The following is a 15,439-nucleotide window of genomic DNA, read 5'->3' as shown; positions in this document are numbered from 1 at the left end:
TCGCGGCGCACAGTTAACGGACGCGACAACGGCCCCGGCGGGGAGCCGGAGCCGTTGTCGATGAACGAATGTGTCCGGCCTAGCGGATGGTCGCGCCGAGATCCGCGCGGCGGTCAGTCATCGGCAGCACGATCACCTTGGTGCCGACGCTGACCCGCGAATAGAGATCGGTAACGTCTTCATTGGTCAGGCGCAGGCATCCCGAGGAGACGCGGGTGCCGATGGTCTCCGGCATGTTGGTGCCGTGGATGCGGTAGATGGTGCCGCCGAGATACATGGCGCGGGCGCCGAGCGGGTTGCCGGGGCCGCCGGCCATGTGGCGCGGCAAATAGGGCTGGCGGGCGATCATTTCCGGCGGCGGGGTCCAGTCCGGCCACTCCGCCTTCTTGGTGATGGTCTGGGTGCCCGACCAGGTGAAGCCGTCGCGGCCGATGCCGATGCCGTAGCGCATCGCCTGGCCGTTGCCGAGCACGAGGTAGAGATAGGTGTGCGGGGTGTCGATGATGATGGTGCCGGGCGCCTCGCGGGTCGGATAGGCGACGACCTGGCGGCGGAGGCGGGCGGGCAGCTGGAACGACCCCTCATCGTCCTGCGCCTGCGGCATCGACTGCACCGGCGGCGGCGCGGTCTCGGTCGGCGGCGTCAGCAGGAACGGGAACATCGGCAGCGGCGCGGCCGCGGCGGAATTGGAGAATGCCACGGCGCCGATCGCCAGCGCACCGAAGGCGGCGGCAGCGAGACGCGAGTTCAGCTTGCTGGAATTGAACATTGTCGACCCCTGTTGTTTGCGCCCTTGCGCGCCGGTTCGGCGCGTCGTTGGGTCAAACCAGTACAGGGTGGGCGTTTCCGGACGTTTGCACGAAATTGCCAAAATGGTTTCGTGGCGTTAGGGAATTGTTTCGTGCGTGTTTCGTGGGACAGTTAATCCAGGGTTGATCCGGAAGTGTCCCGGCACAGGACAGAAGTCCTTGGCACGCCCCTTGCTGTCCAGCGCATTGTTTCTCGGTTGAGAGGAAATGATGTCACGGCAATCGATCGGCAACATGCTGGATCGACAGAAGGGGTTCGGTCCGGGCTTCGACTTTCTCCGCATTTCGCTCGCGGTTTCCGTCGTCGCCGCCCATGCGCCCTATATCGCGATGGGACGTCTTAACGGCCCAGAGCCGTGGTACGTGTTTTTTCCGCACTATGCCGCCCTGGTGGTGTTCTTTGTGCTCGGCGGATTTCTGGTCGCGGCAAGCGGCCTGCGCTTGAGCCTGAAGGAATTCGTCATCAATCGCGGCTTGCGGATCATTCCCGCGCTCGCCGTGGAGATCGTGCTGTCGGCGCTGATCCTCGGACCGATCTTCACCTCGCTGCCGCTGTCGGAGTATTTCACCAGCTACGGGACCTACCGGTACTTCGGCAACATTGCCGGCCTGGTCGACTACATGCTGCCCGGCGTGTTCAGCGGCAATCCCGCACCGGAGGTCAACAGCTCGCTCTGGACCATCCCGTTCGAATACATGTGCTACGTGCTGATGATGGCCGTGATCTCCTGCGGACTGTTGCGCAGCCGGCGCTGATCCTGTTCGGTGCGATCGCGCTCGTCGGCATCGGTCTCGTGCTTGATCTCACCGGGCACGCCGCGCTTCCGCCGCAGCTGACCCCCGGTGTCACCGCCTCGCTGCACGACAAGATCTTCAGCACGGCGATCTTCCTCGGGCGCGGCTCAAAACTGCTGGTCGCCTTCATCCTCGGGGTCGCGATCTACCCCTACCGGTACCGCATCCCCTACGACTGGCGCATTCTCGCCGCCTGCTGCCTGCTCTGCCTCGCCGTCGCGATCATCGGGCCGGTCGACTGGCTGACCCAGCCTGTCCTCAACGCCACCCTCTGCCCGGCGCTGGTCTACATCACCGCATACCTTGGCGTCTCGAAGCTGCCCCGCCTGCCGGTGTTTTCAAGGGGCGACTATTCCTGCGGGATGTATCTCTATGGATTTCCGCTGCAGCAGGTGGTGAAGACACTGCTGCCGAGCACATCGTTGCTCGCGCAGTTCTGGATATGCTTCGTGCTGATCACGCTGTTCGCGGCGTTCTCCTGGCACTGGATCGAAAAGCCGGTGCTGAAGCTGCGCAGCGGCTTCTCGTTCGTGGCGCCGCGACGGCTCGCGGCCGATGACGGGCCACTCGGCGCTGCGGCCGGCGGCGTCGCCGGCAGGCGATCCGCGGCTCCCTGACGGCATCCGAAGCACAGCCGGGATCGGCTGCGGTGCTCAGAACCGGATGTATCCAGCGAGGCCATCCCACAGCAGCTTGGCCGCGGTGACGACCAGAATGGCGTAGCAGGCGCGGTACAACGCGCGCTGGTCGAGGCGCTCGTGCAGCCGGCAGCCGGCCCAGACCCCGGCGGGCACCGCCGGTACGCACAGCGCCATCAGCATCCACAGGCTGCGCGAGGGCGTCGCGAGCACCAGCCACGGGCCCGCCTTCAAGAGGTTGCCGACCGTGAAGAACAGGCTGGTGGTGCCGGCGTAGAGCGCCTTCGGCATGCCGAGCGGCAGCAGGTACATCGCCAGCGGCGGTCCGCCGGAATGCGCGACCATCGTGGTGACGCCCGAGCCGAGCCCGGCCAGCGAAGCCTTGATGGTCGAGCGCGGTCGCGGCTTGATCTCGCCGCCGCCGAGAAACCAGGTCGCGGCGAACGCCAGCGTGACGACACCCATCACGATCTCCACCGCGTGGCGGTCGAGATCGCGCAGCACGAAATAGCCGAGGCCGATGCCGACGATGAGCGCCGGCAGCAGCATCGCGAGGTCGGCGCGCGACCAGGTGCTCGGCCGCCAGAAGCGCAGCGCCGTGATGTCCATGACGACGAACAGCGGCGCCAGCAGCGCGCCGGCGGCGATCGGATCCATCGCCAGCGAGAGCAGCGGGATGCCGACGATGGCAAAGCCGCCGCCGAACGCGCCCTTCATGAAGGCGATCAGGAACACGCCGGCGAACGCAACCGCGAGCACGTATGGCCCGGGCAGTTCTGCGATGGCGGAGGCGGTCATGGTGCTGCGCGATGCGTTGCGATGATGAGCAACATGGTATCGCGTGCATGCGCGCGCAACTTTTATATTGCTCTCGGAGCACATTGCTCTCGGAGCAATTCCGCGCGGTGTTGTTGAGATCAGGTCAAACGGCAACCACGTCGGAACTGCGCTCTCTCTCACCCCACTTGCGGGCCGTCGCGGGGGGCTGCCAAAATGCCGAAAAACAACCCCATGCAAAGTAGCCGACGGCCGACCGGCGATACGGCCTTGACACGTCGGGCAACTCACCGGTATTATTCCATTATCCCGAAATTATAGGCGAGCGCTAGGCGCGTAGCCGCGGCAGGCCGGGGCGGTCGCCGCCGATCACGGCGCGGCGATCGGCGATGGCGTGATGGAATTGCTCCAGCGTCAGCGCGATCACCGAGAGATCGCCTTCCTCGATCGCGCCGTCGTCGTAGCAGTCGAGCGCCTCGCGCAGGAGATCGTCGGCGTCGCTCATCATCGCCTCGAGCTGCTCCGGCGTCTCGGCGCTGCGCACCCGCGTGATCAGCGCCAGCAGATTGTCGCGATGGGTGATGTACTGCTCGCGCTCGTTGCGCTTCATGTAGTGACGCAGCCAGGCACCGGCGGAGCCGAGGCCGGAGATCAGCAGGATTCCGGCCCAGAGATAGTCGGAGTATTTTTCCAGGAAGGTGCGCTCGGTGCCGTCGATATAGGCGGCAGCGCCCTGATGCGCCGGCAGCGCAGCGTCCTTGTCGGTGTCGGGCTTCTCGATCTTGGAGGCCGCCGGCGCGTCATGGGCGACCTGCAGGCGCAGCGCGAACAATTGCCGGGCCAGCGCGCCGACGGTGGCATCGTTCAGCGCATGCTGGGCGATCAAAAGATGGTTGACGCTGACGGTCTCGACCTTGTCCTCCGGCCGCGCCGGCGACGACGAGAAGATGCTGCCGAGGATCTCCTCGGATTCGTAGAGCGGATGTTTCTGCGCGATCGCCTCCGAGACCTCGACCGGCAGGAAGCGCGGCTCGCCGCGCGCCGTCGCGGTTGCCGAGATCGCGTCGGTGGTGATCTTGCTGTCGAGCGGGCCGACCGCCATGTAGGCGTCGAGCGAGGGATCGCGCGCCAGATCGGCGATCTGCTTGGTCGAGAACTGGGCGACCGCGACCTTGTCGGGGTTGACGCCGGACTCGGTCAGGATCACGCGCAGCAGCGTGACATTGGCCTGCGTGCTGCCGATCACGCCGACCTTGCGGCCGGCGAGATCGTCGATGCTCTTGATCCGCGCTGCCGAGCGCCGCGCGCCCTTCGTGCCCGACGGCGCCCACAGCACCACGACGTTCTTGCGCAGGATCGCGACCGACTCGGCGTTCGCCGGCAGATTGAGATCGCCGCGCGCGACCGCGAGATCGACTTTGTTGGCGGCAAACAGCGCGATGCTCTCGGCGGAGCCCGCCGTCATCACCGGCTTCAGCCGCACCGCGCTGCCGTCGCGCGCAAACGTCTGTGCGAAGGCCTGCATCAGCTTTACGTCGTCGCTGCCGGTCGGGCCGACCGCGACCTGCAGCGTCACAGGACGCAGCGCGTAGTACAGCGCGCCGGCGGCGAGGCCGAACACGAAGATGCCGACCGCAAGGATCAGCAGCGACCAGTTTCGCCGCTTCAGCCTGCGGCGCACGGCGCCGGGATTTTCATGCTGCTCTGACATCTTACTGTCACGATACACGAAAAACGGGGCATAGGGGTTCAAAAAGAACCTAACATTTCGATGACGTCATACGTTTGAAACATCCATGTCAGAACGTCGTGCGAGCAGAATCAAACGTTAACGATCTGGATCTCCTGCAATGCGCATACTGGTTGCGACCGATGCCTGGCATCCGCAAGTCAACGGCGTGGTGAGGACGCTGACCTCGCTGTCGCGCAGCGCCGCGACGCTCGGCGCCGAGATCGAATTCCTGACGCCGGACGGCTTTCCCTCGGTCGGCGTGCCGACCTATCCGGGCCTGCGCATGGCGCTGCCGAACCGCCGCGAGATCGCGCGCCGGATCGAGGAGGCCGCGCCCGAGGCGATCCACATCGCGACCGAAGGGCCGATCGGCTGGGCGGTGCGCGGCTATTGCAAGCGCAACAAGCTCGCCTTCACCACGTCCTACACCACGCGCTTCCCGGAATATGTCTCGGTGCGGACCGGCATTCCCGACAGCGTCGGCTACGCCGTGCTGCGCCACTTCCACGCCGCCGGATCGATGACGATGGTGGCGACCGACTCGCTGCGGACCGAGCTCGCCGAGCGCGGCTTCCGCAAGCTCGGCTTCTGGACCCGCGGCGTCGACACCCGCCTGTTCAACCCCGACCAGCCGGCCAAACTCGATCTGCCGCGGCCGATCTTCATGACCATGGGCCGCGTTGCGGTGGAGAAGAACCTCGACGCCTTCCTGTCGCTGGAGCTGCCCGGTTCCAAGGTCGTGGTCGGCGACGGACCGCAGAAGGCGGCGCTGGAACAGAAATATTCGGATGCGATTTTCCTTGGCGAGAAGAAGGGCCAGGATTTGACCTCGCACCTCGCCGCCGCCGACGTCTTCGTGTTCCCGAGCCTCACCGACACCTTCGGCGTCGTGCAGCTCGAGGCGCTGGCCTGCGGCACGCCGGTCGCCGCGTTTCCGGTCACCGGCCCGAAGGACGTCATCGCGGATCATCCGATCGGCGCGATCGACAACGACCTGCACAAGGCCTGCCTGCGCGCGCTGACGATGTCGCGCGAAGCCTGTCGCAATTTTGCGCTGGAGCGCTCCTGGGAAAACAGTGCGCGTCAGTTCATCGGCAATCTGGCCACGCTGCAGCCGAGCCGCGCGCCGCGGCCCGCCCGCCGTGTCGCCGGCCAGACCGCGGTTTCGAATTAACAAACGAACGAGAGACAAGGGACTATGGCTGATATCCTCAAGCTGGACGCAAAGCGCTCCATGGACTTCGACCGCGAAACGGTCGAGCAGGCCTATGACCGCTGGGCACCGATCTATGACCTCGTATTCGGCGGCGTGTTCAGCAAGGGCCGGCAGGCCGCGATCCAGGCCACCAACAAGATCGGCGGCCGTGTGCTCGAAGTCGGCGTCGGCACCGGCATCTCGCTGCCGCTGTACGGCCCGCACGTCCGCATCTTCGGGACCGACATCTCCGAAGCGATGTTGGAGAAGGCCAAGAAGCGGGTCACCGAATACGGCCTGAAGAATGTCGAGGGGCTCGCGGTGATGGACGCCGAGAAGCTCGAATTCCCGGACAATTCGTTCGACGTGGTGATGGCGCAGTACGTGCTGTCGGCGGTGCCGAATCCGGAAGCCGCGCTCGACGAGTTCGCCCGCGTGGTGCGCCCGGGCGGCGAGCTGATCATCCTGACCCGTGTCAGCGCCGACGCCGGCGTCCGCCGCTTCATCGAGCAGCGGCTGCAGCCCGTGGTGCGTCCGCTCGGCTTCCGCACCGCCGAGTTCGCCTGGTCGCGCTACACCAAATGGCTGTCCGGCGCGCACGGCATGGAGCTCGCCGAGCGCCGCCTGATCCCGCCGCTCGGTCACTTCTCGCTGGTCCGCTTCCGCAAGGCGGAGGTCGCCAAGGCTGCCTAACGCCGCCGCCGTTGCTCCCGCGTGACGCGGCGCACAGCGCCGCCTCGAACCGGGAAACTACGGTACCGAGCCTCGGCCTCATCCACCGCGAGTGCGCGTGCCGGGTGAGGCGAGGCACTCTCCGGTTGCGTCAAGGCGTCGCTCCACATCGTTATATGTCATTATGATGATGTCACACGCCGTACATCGAATCCCTGTAAACCAAGTTCCGAAAGATGTTGGGGGAACCAATGATCAAGAATTTTCTGCAAGAGTTGCGTACCCAGCGCTGGGATGACCACCGCTACTATCATCACAGCCGCATCAACCAGAGCCTGCACTTCGTCAGCGCGCTGAGCTTCCTGTTCGCCTATGTGATGCTGTTCTTCGATCCGGTGGTGTCGGCGCTGGTCGGCTGGCTGGTCTCGATGACCTCGCGCCAGGCGGGTCACTTCTTCTTCGAGCCGAAGGGCTACGACCACGTCAACCACGCCACCCACGAGCACAAGGAAGACATCAAGGTCGGCTACAATCTGCAGCGCAAGGTCGTGCTGATGTCGATCTGGGCGCTGTCGCCGATGGTGCTGTACTTCGATCCGACCCTGTTCGGCCTGTTCAAGCCCTGGGTCACGATGGGCGATTTCACCCGCCAGGTGGCCAAGATCTGGCTCGCGGTCGGCATCGGCGGTCTCTTGTTCCGCACCATCCATTTGTTCTTCATCCGCGACGTCGAGACCGGCCTCGTCTGGGCGACCAAGATCATCACCGATCCCTTCAACGACCTGAAGCTCTATCACAAGGCGCCGCTGTTCCTGATGAAGGGCGAGCTGATCGATCCGGGTCTCGAGAAGCACGTCAAGCACGCTGCCTGATCGTTGATCCCCCAATCTCTTTCGAACTGCGTGATGCCCGGGCCAGCCCCGGGCATCGACGTCTTGGGACCACTTCGATTGAATCTCGTCGGCCATACGCTCACTTCGCCTCGCCCCGCGTGCGGGGAGAGGCCGGATTGCATCGCAGATGCAATCCGGGTGAGGGGGACTCTCCGCGAGTCCATCTCTCACCGGTTTCGCGGAGACTCCCCCTCACCCCAACCCTCTCAGCGCGAGCTTTGCTCGTCGCGGCCCCGCAAGCGGGGCGAGGGGGGGAGACAGTTGTGCCTTGTCTCAGGGCTTGGACAACTAAGCCGCGTACTCACTTCGCCTCTCCCCGCTTGCGGGGAGAGGCCGGATTGCATCGTCAGATGCAATCCGGGTGAGGGGGAGTCTCCGCGAGTCCGTCCGGCAGCAATCATGTGGACGCAGCCCCTCACCCCGACCCTCTCCCCGCAAGAGCGGGGCGAGGGAGGGAGAGAGTTGTGCGCAGCCTTATCGCGAGGGCACGTCCCCGGCACACCCGCTTCGCCTCGCCCCGCTTGCGGGGAGAGGCCGGATTGCATCGCAGATGCAATCCGGGTGAGGGGGCCTCTCCGCGAGTCCGTCTGTCACCGGCTTTGGGGAGACTCCCCCTCACCCCGACCCTCTCCCCGCAAGCGGGGCGAGGGGGGGATAGAGCGTGGGCGGCGGCTGCGCTCAGCGCTTGAACTTCGCGGCGGCCATTTCGCGCAGGATCTGGCGCTTGATGTTCTTGTTGGTGAGGCCGTCCTTGTGCCACCACCAGCTGTCGCGCTTCATCTTCTCCGCGGCGGCGACGAAGCGGTCGGCGACCTCGGTGAAGTCGGCGTCGTTGTAGTTCAGGCTGAAGATCAGCCGGCCGGTGCCGACCCAGCTCAGCGCGAGGCCCTCGGCGCGCAGATAGTATTGCAGCATCCAGTTGTAGCGGGACGGCTCGGTGTAATAGACCGTCCAGATCGACGAGATGTTGCCGACGCGAACCGGCAGCCCCTGCGCTTCGAGCCGGTCGTTCAGCGCCTTGGCGCGGCCGTTCCAGGTCTCCTCCAGCCCGTTGTAGATCGAGCGGAAGTTCGGGCTGGCGAGCCGGCTCAAGAACTCGTCCATCGACGTCATGACGTAGGGATGCGAGTTGAAGGTGCCGCGGGCGAAGCAGACATCGGCAGGACGGTCGTCGCGGAAGCGCCGCATCAGATCCTTGCGGCCGCACACCACGCCGACCGGCAGGCCGCCGGCGAGGCTCTTGCCGTAGGTCACCATGTCGGCCTTGACGCCGAAATATTCCTGGGCGCCGCCGGCGGCGAGGCGGAAGCCGACGAACACCTCGTCGAAGATCAGCACGATGCCGCGCGCGGTGCAGACCTCGCGCAGCTGCTTCAGCCAGTCGGTGTAGGCGGCACGGTCGTATTTCGAGGAGCGCGACGAGTCGACCAGCGCGGAATCGCCGGGTGCGTTGGCGTTCGGATGCAGCGCTTGCAGCGGGTTGACCAGCACGCAGGCGATGTCGCTGCGGGTGCGCAGCACGTGCAGCGTCTTCTCCGACATCTCGGCGAGGGTGAAGGTCTCGTGCGGCGACACCGGGTTGCCGACGCCCGGCTGCACGTCGCCCCACCAGCCGTGATAGGCGCCGGCAAAGCGGACCAGGCGCTTGCGCTTGGTGTGGTAGCGCGCGAGCCGCACCGCCTGCATCACCGCCTCCGTGCCGGACATATGGAACGAGACCTCGTCGAGGCCGGAGATCTCGCACAGCCGCTTCACGTTGTCGGTGATGATTGGATGGTAGGGGCCGAGCACCGGGCCGAGCCCATGGGCGCGCTTCTCACCCTCGGCGATGCACTCCTTGTAGAAGTCGTTGCCGAAGATGTTGACGCCGTAGGAGCCGGTGAGGTCGTAGAACGTGTTGCCGTCGACGTCGGTCACAGTGACGCCGCTCGAGGCCTGCATGAAGGCCGAGGTGTTGAGATGCTCGCGGACCAGGCGGCTGTACTGGAACGGCACCCGGTAGGATTCGGTGAACTGCAGATCGGAGATGCGGTCCGAGACCTCGGCGGTCAGCGCGCGGCCCTTGGGGTAGCGCTCCTTGTAGAGACCGGCGAGGCGGAAGAAGCCGTCCTGGCGCTGCATCGCGACCTCGGATGGCGCGCCGTCGGAGCGAAAGAACTCGTCGATGTCGAATTCGTATTTCGGCACCATCCGCGCCACCATCTTGGACATCTTGGAATGTCCGGTCAGCGAGCGGTGCTTCGCGCGCGACAGCGCGATGCGGGCCTGAATTTTGGGGAAAGCTGCGGCGGCGCCGGCAAGCGCGGCGGCGGACAGCGAGAGAATCGGAAGGGATGTTTCCATGACAGAAGCGCTAGCCTCGGCACCTAACAGATTCATGACAGTCAAGGGCCTGATCTCGGCATTCACCCAGCAGGAAGACCTGAATTTCCTGCTCACCAACCGGATTCCGCGGGCGGCGCTGACCCGGTTCATGGGCTGGTTCTCCAAGGTCGAGAACCCGCTGGTCCGCGATGCCTCGATCGCCTGCTGGAAGCTGTTCTCCGACCTCGACCTCTCGGAGGCCAAGAAGACCGAGTTTCGCAGCCTGCACGACTGCTTCACCCGCGAGCTCAAGCCCGGCCTGCGCCCGGCGGCGGCCGACCCCGCCATCATCGCCAGCCCGTCGGACGCGATCATCGGCGCCCATGGCCGGATCGAGGATGGGCAGTTGTTCCAGGTCAAGGGCGCGCCCTATTCGCTGCTGGATCTGGTCGGCGACCCCGCGTTGGTCGAGCGGCATCGCAACGGCCGCTTTGTCACGCTGCGGCTGACCTCGAGCATGTATCACCGCTTCCATGCGCCGTATGATCTGACCATCGACAAGGTCACGTTCATTCATGGCGACGTCTGGAACGTCAATCCGATCGCGCTGAAGCGGATCGAGCGGCTGTTCTGCAAGAACGAGCGCGCGGTGCTGTGCGCAAAACTCTCGACCGGCGAGGCGTTCACCATGGTTCCGGTCGCCGCCATCCTGGTCGCGAGCATCCGCCTGCATTTCCTCGACGTCACGCTGAATGCGCAGTCGCGGGGACCGGTGGATTTTCCCTGCGATGCGCAGGTGAAAAAGGGCGATGAGCTCGGCTGGTTCGAACATGGCTCGACAATCATCGTGCTGGCGCCCGATCATTTCGAATTCTGTGACAACGTCGCGGAGGGAACGCGGATCAAATGCGGCGAGCCGCTGCTGCGCAAGCCATAGCGTTTTCGAGCGAAGTGGGCACCGGTTCGCGAGAAGAAAACGCGTCAAAACAAGAATCCCAATTTGATCGTTTCGTCGCCGCATTTTTGCGCATGATCTCGACGCAGATGTTTTGCAGTTGTCGCGGGGAAAACCGGTTTCCACTTTTGCCGATCATGCTCTAGTATGGACGTGATCGTCGTGCGACGATTGCAAATCGCAAACCTTGGGATTTCTGATGGCGCGGACGCCTGTTCTGGCGGCGGGAGGCATTGTGCTGCGGCGGGAGTCACCGCCGCGGATTGCCGTCGTGCGCCTGCGCAAGCGCAATGAATGGGTGCTGCCGAAGGGCAAGCTCGATGACGGCGAGACGCCGCGCGCCGCCGCCGAGCGCGAGGTGCTGGAGGAAACCGGCCACGCCGTCGACGTGCACGAGTTCCTGGGCACGCTGGTCTACGAATCCGGCGGCCGTTCGAAAGTTGTGCATTACTGGCGCATGGATGCCGGCGGCCGGCCGGTGCGCGAGTTGATGAGCGACATCCGCGAGGTCGACTGGCTGCCGCTCGAACAGGCACTGGAACGGCTGTCGCGCAGCTATGAACGCACGTTCCTTGAGAATGTCGGCCCGATCGCGTTGCAGTCCGCGGCGCTGGCCGAACGCGAGCGGCGGGCGCGTTTGCGCGCCGTGGCTGCGGAACGGCGGAAGAGCCGGCTTGCCGAGCAGGCGCCGGCCGTCGAGGGGACGCCGGTTGTCGACAGGTCGGTGGTCGCAGAGGCGCCCGGGGCCGCGGAGGTCGCGGAGACGCCCGAGGTTGTGGCGCACACCGAGCCTGAGGCGCCGGTTACGGCGCCGCAGGAGGCTGCTGCCGATGCGGGCGATGGCATCGAGAGCGAGCAGGCCGCAGGCCCGGCGGCGCCGGCAACCTCGCCGTCATTTGCGCCGGAGATCGCGCCGATCGGCGCCGCGGCCCAGCCGATCCTGCGCAAGAACCTGCTCGATCGCGTGCGGGATTGGCTGCGCCGCGCCGCGTGATCATCCACGCAACTGCTGGCGCTGGCCGGCGACGGCGCGGCCGCCCGTCGCCCAGTCGATGTCGCGCTCAAGCGCGATGCAGTCGGCTTCCAGCTTGCGCGATCCCATCTCGCTCGCAATCAGCCGGGCGGCGTGGACCTCGGTCGCGGCGCCGCGAATGTCGTCGCGTTCGAACTGCAGCCTGGCGATCTGCAGCCGCAGCCGCACCGCCTGAACCCGCCCCTCGATGCTCGACCACAGCTGGCGAGCGAGATGCAGGTGCCGCAACGCCGCGTCATGATCCTGCCGGCCAAGCGCCAGAATCGCCTGCGCCTCGTTGGTGAGCGCGCGGATCGAGGGCATCGGCCAGCGGTCCGGACTGCCGGACAGCTCACGGATCAGGCTTTCCGCCTGCTCGTTCCGATGGGTGTGGGCCGCAACCAGCGCCAGATGCGCCAGCAGGATGCCGCGCCGCTGCAGTGTCCACCAGGTCTTGCCGATCAGGCTCCGCTCGAGGCTGGCATAGGCGGCTTCGGCTTCGCCTCTTGCCAGCAGCAGCATTGCGCGGCCCGGCTCCGGACACCAGCCCAGCGCGTAAGCCCGATCATAGGCTGCGAGCGCGGCGTCATCATTGCCGATCGCGGCTTGAATCTCGCCCAGCACGCGGTTGGCGTCGCCGATCGACCACGGCGCATCGCTCGTCAGCCGCGTCAGCGCGTCCTGGATACGCGACAGCGCCTCACTGAGCGAGCCGCGGATGCCGAGCACCTCGGAGCGGTGCAGCTGGCATGATCCGGTCAGCTCCATGCCGCTGCCCGAGCAAAAGCTCTGGTAGCCGCGCGTCCATTGGTCGGCGCGCGCCCAGTCGCCGAACATCCGCGCCGCCCACAGGATGTTGCAGTAGAGCAGGCCGGCCATGATCGGATCCAGCGTGTTGCTGGAGAGCGCAAGCGCGGCGGCATGGTCCTGATCGGCCAGTCCGCCGCTGGTGTCGCCAAGACACAGCCGGTAGAAGCCGCGATAGGCAAGGCTCACCGCCTCGATGCCGATCGCGTCCTTGTGCCGGACCGACGTGTAGGCGGTGTCGGCCAAGGCGAGCGCCTGTTCCGGATCGCCGTCGAATGCGGCGAGCTTCGATTTCATCCACAGCACCAGCGCGCTGGTCGGCGGATCGTTCAGCCCGGACGCCCAGTCTTCCGCGCGGGCCAGCCAGCCCTTGCCGACCGCGGCCTGGCCGCATTCGAAATGCAGGCCCGACAGCGTGATCGCGTCGGCCGCGGCACCGGCGGCATCGCCCGCCTTGGCGCGTGCACTGACCGCGCGAACCAGAATTGGAATCGCCGCCGCAGGTTTGCCGAGGCATTGCAGCGCCAGCGCCCAGTCGTGCAAATCGTCGGCAGTGAGCGAACCGTCTTCATGCGCGCTCTCGAACAGGCTGGCGGCCTGCAGCCACAATTGTCCGGCCACGGCGCGCCGGGCGAGACCGATCGCGCCGGTCGCCTCGCCAAGCTGCGGCTCGGCAGCCTGCAGCGGTTGCGCGCTCTCGGCCTCGAGGCTGAAGCGATATCCCTTGCCCGGCAGGTTGCGGATCGCATGCTCCATGCCGCCCTTGCGCAGCACGGCGCGCAACGCACTCACGGCGCGCTGCAGCGAGTTGTCGGTGACTGTGACGTCGGGCCACACCGCGTCCAGCAGTTCATCCTTGGAGACGACGCGGCCGCGGTGATGAACGAAGTAGACCAGCAGGTCGAAGACACGCGGCTGTAATGGGACCTCTTGCCGCGCGCACAACACGACGCGGCCCGCTTCGTCAAGCTCGAACGGTCCAAAGGCGAAGGCCATGTCAGTGAGTCCGGCCGCCGTGGAAAAGGTTCAGGCAAAGATCAGACAATGATCAGTCCGCGGTAAGGACAGTCAGCGTCGGCAGCGCATATAGCTCCTCACGGCTCGCGATCGTCGCGGCTCACCGTTCAACAATTCGTCATCGAGGAGCATTTCCATGGATCTCTACGTCATTCGCCGCCCCAGCGCCTGGGCCAACATGGCCGAGCTGCAGGCCGCCGGCGCGACCTCCGCCAGGATCGGCAACGAGCAGATGTCCGATCGCGTGCGCTGGATCCGCAGCTACGTGGTGCATGAGGCAGATGGTCGCATTGGCACCTTCTGCATATACGAGGCGCGTGACGGCGACTCGATCCGCGAGCATGCTCGCCGCGTCGGCATGCCCGGTGAGGAATTTTACAAGGTCGCGACCACCGTCGTGGTGCGCGGCGATCCCGTCGAACCGCCCATTGCCGCTGAGTGACGCTTTGCGAAGCGTCCGATGGCGCATCCCGATCCGACGATCCGGCACGCTGTCACATCACGATCAAGGATACGATAATGTCTTTCTCTTTCATGGAGCCAGTTTTTAGTCCGGCGCAAAAGTATTTTTCCATTGTCCTTTCGCGCTTCAGCCGGATCGTCAATCAGTCGGTCGCTCGCATGCTTGCAAATCGTGCGCGGCAAGTCAGCCGCGTCATGCTGCGCAGCTTCGGCGGCCGACCGTTGCCGAACCTCGGCGTCCGGCCCTCGCGGCCGATCATGCGGCGCGCGCTCTTTGCCCTGGTGATCGCAGGTGGCTCTTCACCCGTGTTCACCATGGCCGCGGACCTGGTTGTACGGGACCATCACGCGGCGCAAGCGGAGCAGGCGGTCTCGCAGCAACGCACCAGGCAGCGCTGCCGCCTCAGCTCGGAATGGCGCCTCGTGGTCGCGTCCGCGAGCCCTGACATCCCCGACCAGCGCACGGAATAGTCCGCAGCACATTTTCAGCACTGCATTTTCATCACGACACCTCTCGAGGGAGATAGCAATGAATGTTCAGACCGAAACGCCCGCCGTCGATCTCGCCGCCGTGAAGGCGCGCCAGCAAGCCACCTGGAGCTCGGGTGACTACGCCATCGTCGGCACCACGCTGCAGATCGTCGGCGAGACGCTGTGCGAGGCCGTCGACCTGCGCAGCAATCAGCGCGTGCTCGACGTCGCCGCCGGCAACGGCAATGCGACGCTCGCGCCGGCGCGGCGCTTCGCCGACGTGGTCTCGACCGATTACGTCGGCGCGCTGCTCGAGCGCGGCCGCGAGCGGGCGGCGGCCGAGCGTCTGCCGGTGACGTTCCAGGAAGCGGACGCGGAGAACCTGCCGTTTCCCGACCGGCGCTTCGACGTCGTGCTCTCGACGTTCGGCGTGATGTTCACCGCCGACCAGCGGCGCGCCGCCAATGAGCTGCTGCGTGTCTGCCGCGTCGGCGGCAAGATCGGCCTCGCCAACTGGACGCCGGACAGTTTTGTCGGCAACATCTTCAAGACCATCGGCAAATATGTTCCGCCGGCGCCGGGCGTGAAGTCTCCCGCGCTATGGGGCACCGAGACGCATCTCGCCGCGCTCTTCGGTCCGCGCGCGAGCGTTGCCGCCAAATCGAAGCACTTCAACTTCCGCTACAAATCGCGCGAACACCTGCTCGAGATCTTCCGCACCTATTACGGGCCGGTGCTGAAGGCCTTTGGTGCGCTCGACGCCGACAAGCAGCAGGCGCTCGCCGCCGACATGCTCGCCCTCGTGGACCGGTTCAATACGGCGACAGACGGCACGCTGGTCGTTCCCGGCGAATATCTCGAGGCCGTCATCACCAGGAACGGCTGATCCGCCGTTTGGCG

15 protein-coding genes are annotated in these 15,439 nt (G+C 65.7%); 10 read left to right on the top strand and 5 right to left on the bottom strand.

The features are described from left to right. Nucleotides 1–79: 79 nt before the first annotated feature. On the bottom strand, nt 80–769 hold the full coding sequence (locus tag CI41S_RS35360) for a L,D-transpeptidase (protein ID WP_139863635.1): 690 nt from the start codon (nt 767–769) through the stop codon (nt 80–82). Between the two features lie 250 nt (nt 770–1,019). Here CI41S_RS35360 and CI41S_RS44745 point away from each other — a divergent pair, with 250 nt between their 5' ends. Further along, complete coding sequence (locus tag CI41S_RS44745) at nt 1,020–1,565, top strand: acyltransferase family protein (RefSeq protein ID WP_244626782.1); 546 nt, start codon at nt 1,020–1,022, stop codon at nt 1,563–1,565. Next, nucleotides 1,508–2,221, top strand: coding sequence for an acyltransferase family protein (locus CI41S_RS44740; RefSeq protein WP_244626781.1), 714 nt, complete (start codon nt 1,508–1,510; stop codon nt 2,219–2,221). The genes CI41S_RS44745 and CI41S_RS44740 overlap by 58 nt, the downstream gene beginning before the upstream one ends. A gap of 36 nt (nt 2,222–2,257) precedes the next feature. On the opposite strand, the gene CI41S_RS35350 is transcribed toward CI41S_RS44740, so the two are convergent. Both CI41S_RS35350 and CI41S_RS35345 read right to left on the bottom strand, forming a co-directional pair. After that, on the bottom strand, nt 2,258–3,040 hold the full coding sequence (locus CI41S_RS35350) for a sulfite exporter TauE/SafE family protein (protein ID WP_244626780.1): 783 nt from the start codon (nt 3,038–3,040) through the stop codon (nt 2,258–2,260). 307 nt (nt 3,041–3,347) lie between these two features. Next, a complete protein-coding gene (locus CI41S_RS35345; RefSeq protein WP_139863633.1) occupies nt 3,348–4,730 on the bottom strand; it encodes a TAXI family TRAP transporter solute-binding subunit in 1,383 nt (460 codons plus the stop codon). Nucleotides 4,731–4,869: 139 nt separating this feature from the next. On the opposite strand from CI41S_RS35345, the gene CI41S_RS35340 reads away from it, so the two are divergent. The 3 genes from CI41S_RS35340 to CI41S_RS35330 all read left to right on the top strand — a co-directional run bounded on the left by CI41S_RS35340 (nt 4,870) and on the right by CI41S_RS35330 (nt 7,490). Then, complete coding sequence (locus CI41S_RS35340; RefSeq protein ID WP_139863632.1) at nt 4,870–5,925, top strand: glycosyltransferase family 4 protein; 1,056 nt, start codon at nt 4,870–4,872, stop codon at nt 5,923–5,925. A gap of 24 nt (nt 5,926–5,949) precedes the next feature. Next, complete coding sequence (locus CI41S_RS35335; RefSeq protein WP_139863631.1) at nt 5,950–6,639, top strand: class I SAM-dependent methyltransferase; 690 nt, start codon at nt 5,950–5,952, stop codon at nt 6,637–6,639. A gap of 230 nt (nt 6,640–6,869) precedes the next feature. After that, the gene (locus CI41S_RS35330) at nt 6,870–7,490 is read left to right on the top strand and encodes a hypothetical protein (protein ID WP_139480036.1); all 621 of its coding nucleotides are present in this window, start codon (nt 6,870–6,872) and stop codon (nt 7,488–7,490) included. Nucleotides 7,491–8,189: 699 nt separating this feature from the next. Here CI41S_RS35330 and CI41S_RS35325 read toward each other — a convergent pair. Beyond that, nucleotides 8,190–9,854, bottom strand: a complete 1,665-nt coding sequence (locus tag CI41S_RS35325; protein WP_139480037.1) for an aminotransferase class III-fold pyridoxal phosphate-dependent enzyme — start codon at nt 9,852–9,854, stop codon at nt 8,190–8,192. 34 nt (nt 9,855–9,888) lie between these two features. Between CI41S_RS35325 and asd the strand changes: the two genes are divergently transcribed. Further along, complete coding sequence (gene asd, locus CI41S_RS35320) at nt 9,889–10,752, top strand: archaetidylserine decarboxylase (RefSeq protein ID WP_139863753.1); 864 nt, start codon at nt 9,889–9,891, stop codon at nt 10,750–10,752. Nucleotides 10,753–10,969: 217 nt separating this feature from the next. Beyond that, the gene (locus CI41S_RS35310; RefSeq protein ID WP_139480039.1) at nt 10,970–11,764 is read left to right on the top strand and encodes an NUDIX hydrolase; all 795 of its coding nucleotides are present in this window, start codon (nt 10,970–10,972) and stop codon (nt 11,762–11,764) included. On the opposite strand, the gene CI41S_RS35305 is transcribed toward CI41S_RS35310, so the two are convergent. After that, complete coding sequence (locus CI41S_RS35305) at nt 11,765–13,585, bottom strand: winged helix-turn-helix domain-containing protein (RefSeq protein ID WP_139863630.1); 1,821 nt, start codon at nt 13,583–13,585, stop codon at nt 11,765–11,767. Nucleotides 13,586–13,742: 157 nt separating this feature from the next. Between CI41S_RS35305 and CI41S_RS35300 the strand changes: the two genes are divergently transcribed. From CI41S_RS35300 to CI41S_RS35290, 3 genes are all read left to right on the top strand, one after another. Continuing rightward, nucleotides 13,743–14,048 carry a nickel-binding protein gene (locus CI41S_RS35300; protein WP_139480041.1) on the top strand — a complete coding sequence of 102 codons (306 nt, stop codon included), beginning with the start codon at nt 13,743–13,745 and terminating at the stop codon, nt 14,046–14,048. Nucleotides 14,049–14,125: 77 nt separating this feature from the next. Then, nucleotides 14,126–14,539: a hypothetical protein gene (locus CI41S_RS35295; protein ID WP_172628315.1), complete on the top strand. Its 414-nt coding sequence runs from the start codon at nt 14,126–14,128 to the stop codon at nt 14,537–14,539. A gap of 58 nt (nt 14,540–14,597) precedes the next feature. Beyond that, a complete protein-coding gene (locus CI41S_RS35290; RefSeq protein WP_139863628.1) occupies nt 14,598–15,425 on the top strand; it encodes a class I SAM-dependent methyltransferase in 828 nt (275 codons plus the stop codon). The last annotated feature ends 14 nt before the right edge of the window (nt 15,426–15,439 follow it).

Origin of the sequence: Bradyrhizobium ivorense (assembly GCF_900696085.1) — a bacterium.
In the GTDB taxonomy this organism is placed as follows: Bacteria; Pseudomonadota; Alphaproteobacteria; order Rhizobiales; family Xanthobacteraceae; genus Bradyrhizobium; species Bradyrhizobium ivorense.
Note: the sequence above shows the minus strand (reverse complement) of the source record. Positions and strands in the feature narration are given on the sequence as shown.

Coding starts and splice junctions, on each gene's coding strand:
- CI41S_RS35340 (WP_139863632.1), top strand. CDS start 4,870: ATGCGCATACTGGTTGCGACCGATGCCTGGCATCCGCAAGTCAACGGC.
- CI41S_RS44745 (WP_244626782.1), top strand. CDS start 1,020: ATGTCACGGCAATCGATCGGCAACATGCTGGATCGACAGAAGGGGTTC.
- CI41S_RS35310 (WP_139480039.1), top strand. CDS start 10,970: ATGGCGCGGACGCCTGTTCTGGCGGCGGGAGGCATTGTGCTGCGGCGG.
- CI41S_RS35290 (WP_139863628.1), top strand. CDS start 14,598: ATGAATGTTCAGACCGAAACGCCCGCCGTCGATCTCGCCGCCGTGAAG.
- CI41S_RS35325 (WP_139480037.1), bottom strand. CDS start 9,854: ATGGAAACATCCCTTCCGATTCTCTCGCTGTCCGCCGCCGCGCTTGCC.
- CI41S_RS35300 (WP_139480041.1), top strand. CDS start 13,743: ATGGATCTCTACGTCATTCGCCGCCCCAGCGCCTGGGCCAACATGGCC.
- CI41S_RS35295 (WP_172628315.1), top strand. CDS start 14,126: ATGTCTTTCTCTTTCATGGAGCCAGTTTTTAGTCCGGCGCAAAAGTAT.
- CI41S_RS35335 (WP_139863631.1), top strand. CDS start 5,950: ATGGCTGATATCCTCAAGCTGGACGCAAAGCGCTCCATGGACTTCGAC.
- CI41S_RS35345 (WP_139863633.1), bottom strand. CDS start 4,730: ATGTCAGAGCAGCATGAAAATCCCGGCGCCGTGCGCCGCAGGCTGAAG.
- CI41S_RS35350 (WP_244626780.1), bottom strand. CDS start 3,040: ATGACCGCCTCCGCCATCGCAGAACTGCCCGGGCCATACGTGCTCGCG.
- CI41S_RS35305 (WP_139863630.1), bottom strand. CDS start 13,585: ATGGCCTTCGCCTTTGGACCGTTCGAGCTTGACGAAGCGGGCCGCGTC.
- CI41S_RS35360 (WP_139863635.1), bottom strand. CDS start 769: ATGTTCAATTCCAGCAAGCTGAACTCGCGTCTCGCTGCCGCCGCCTTC.
- CI41S_RS35330 (WP_139480036.1), top strand. CDS start 6,870: ATGATCAAGAATTTTCTGCAAGAGTTGCGTACCCAGCGCTGGGATGAC.
- asd (WP_139863753.1), top strand. CDS start 9,889: ATGACAGTCAAGGGCCTGATCTCGGCATTCACCCAGCAGGAAGACCTG.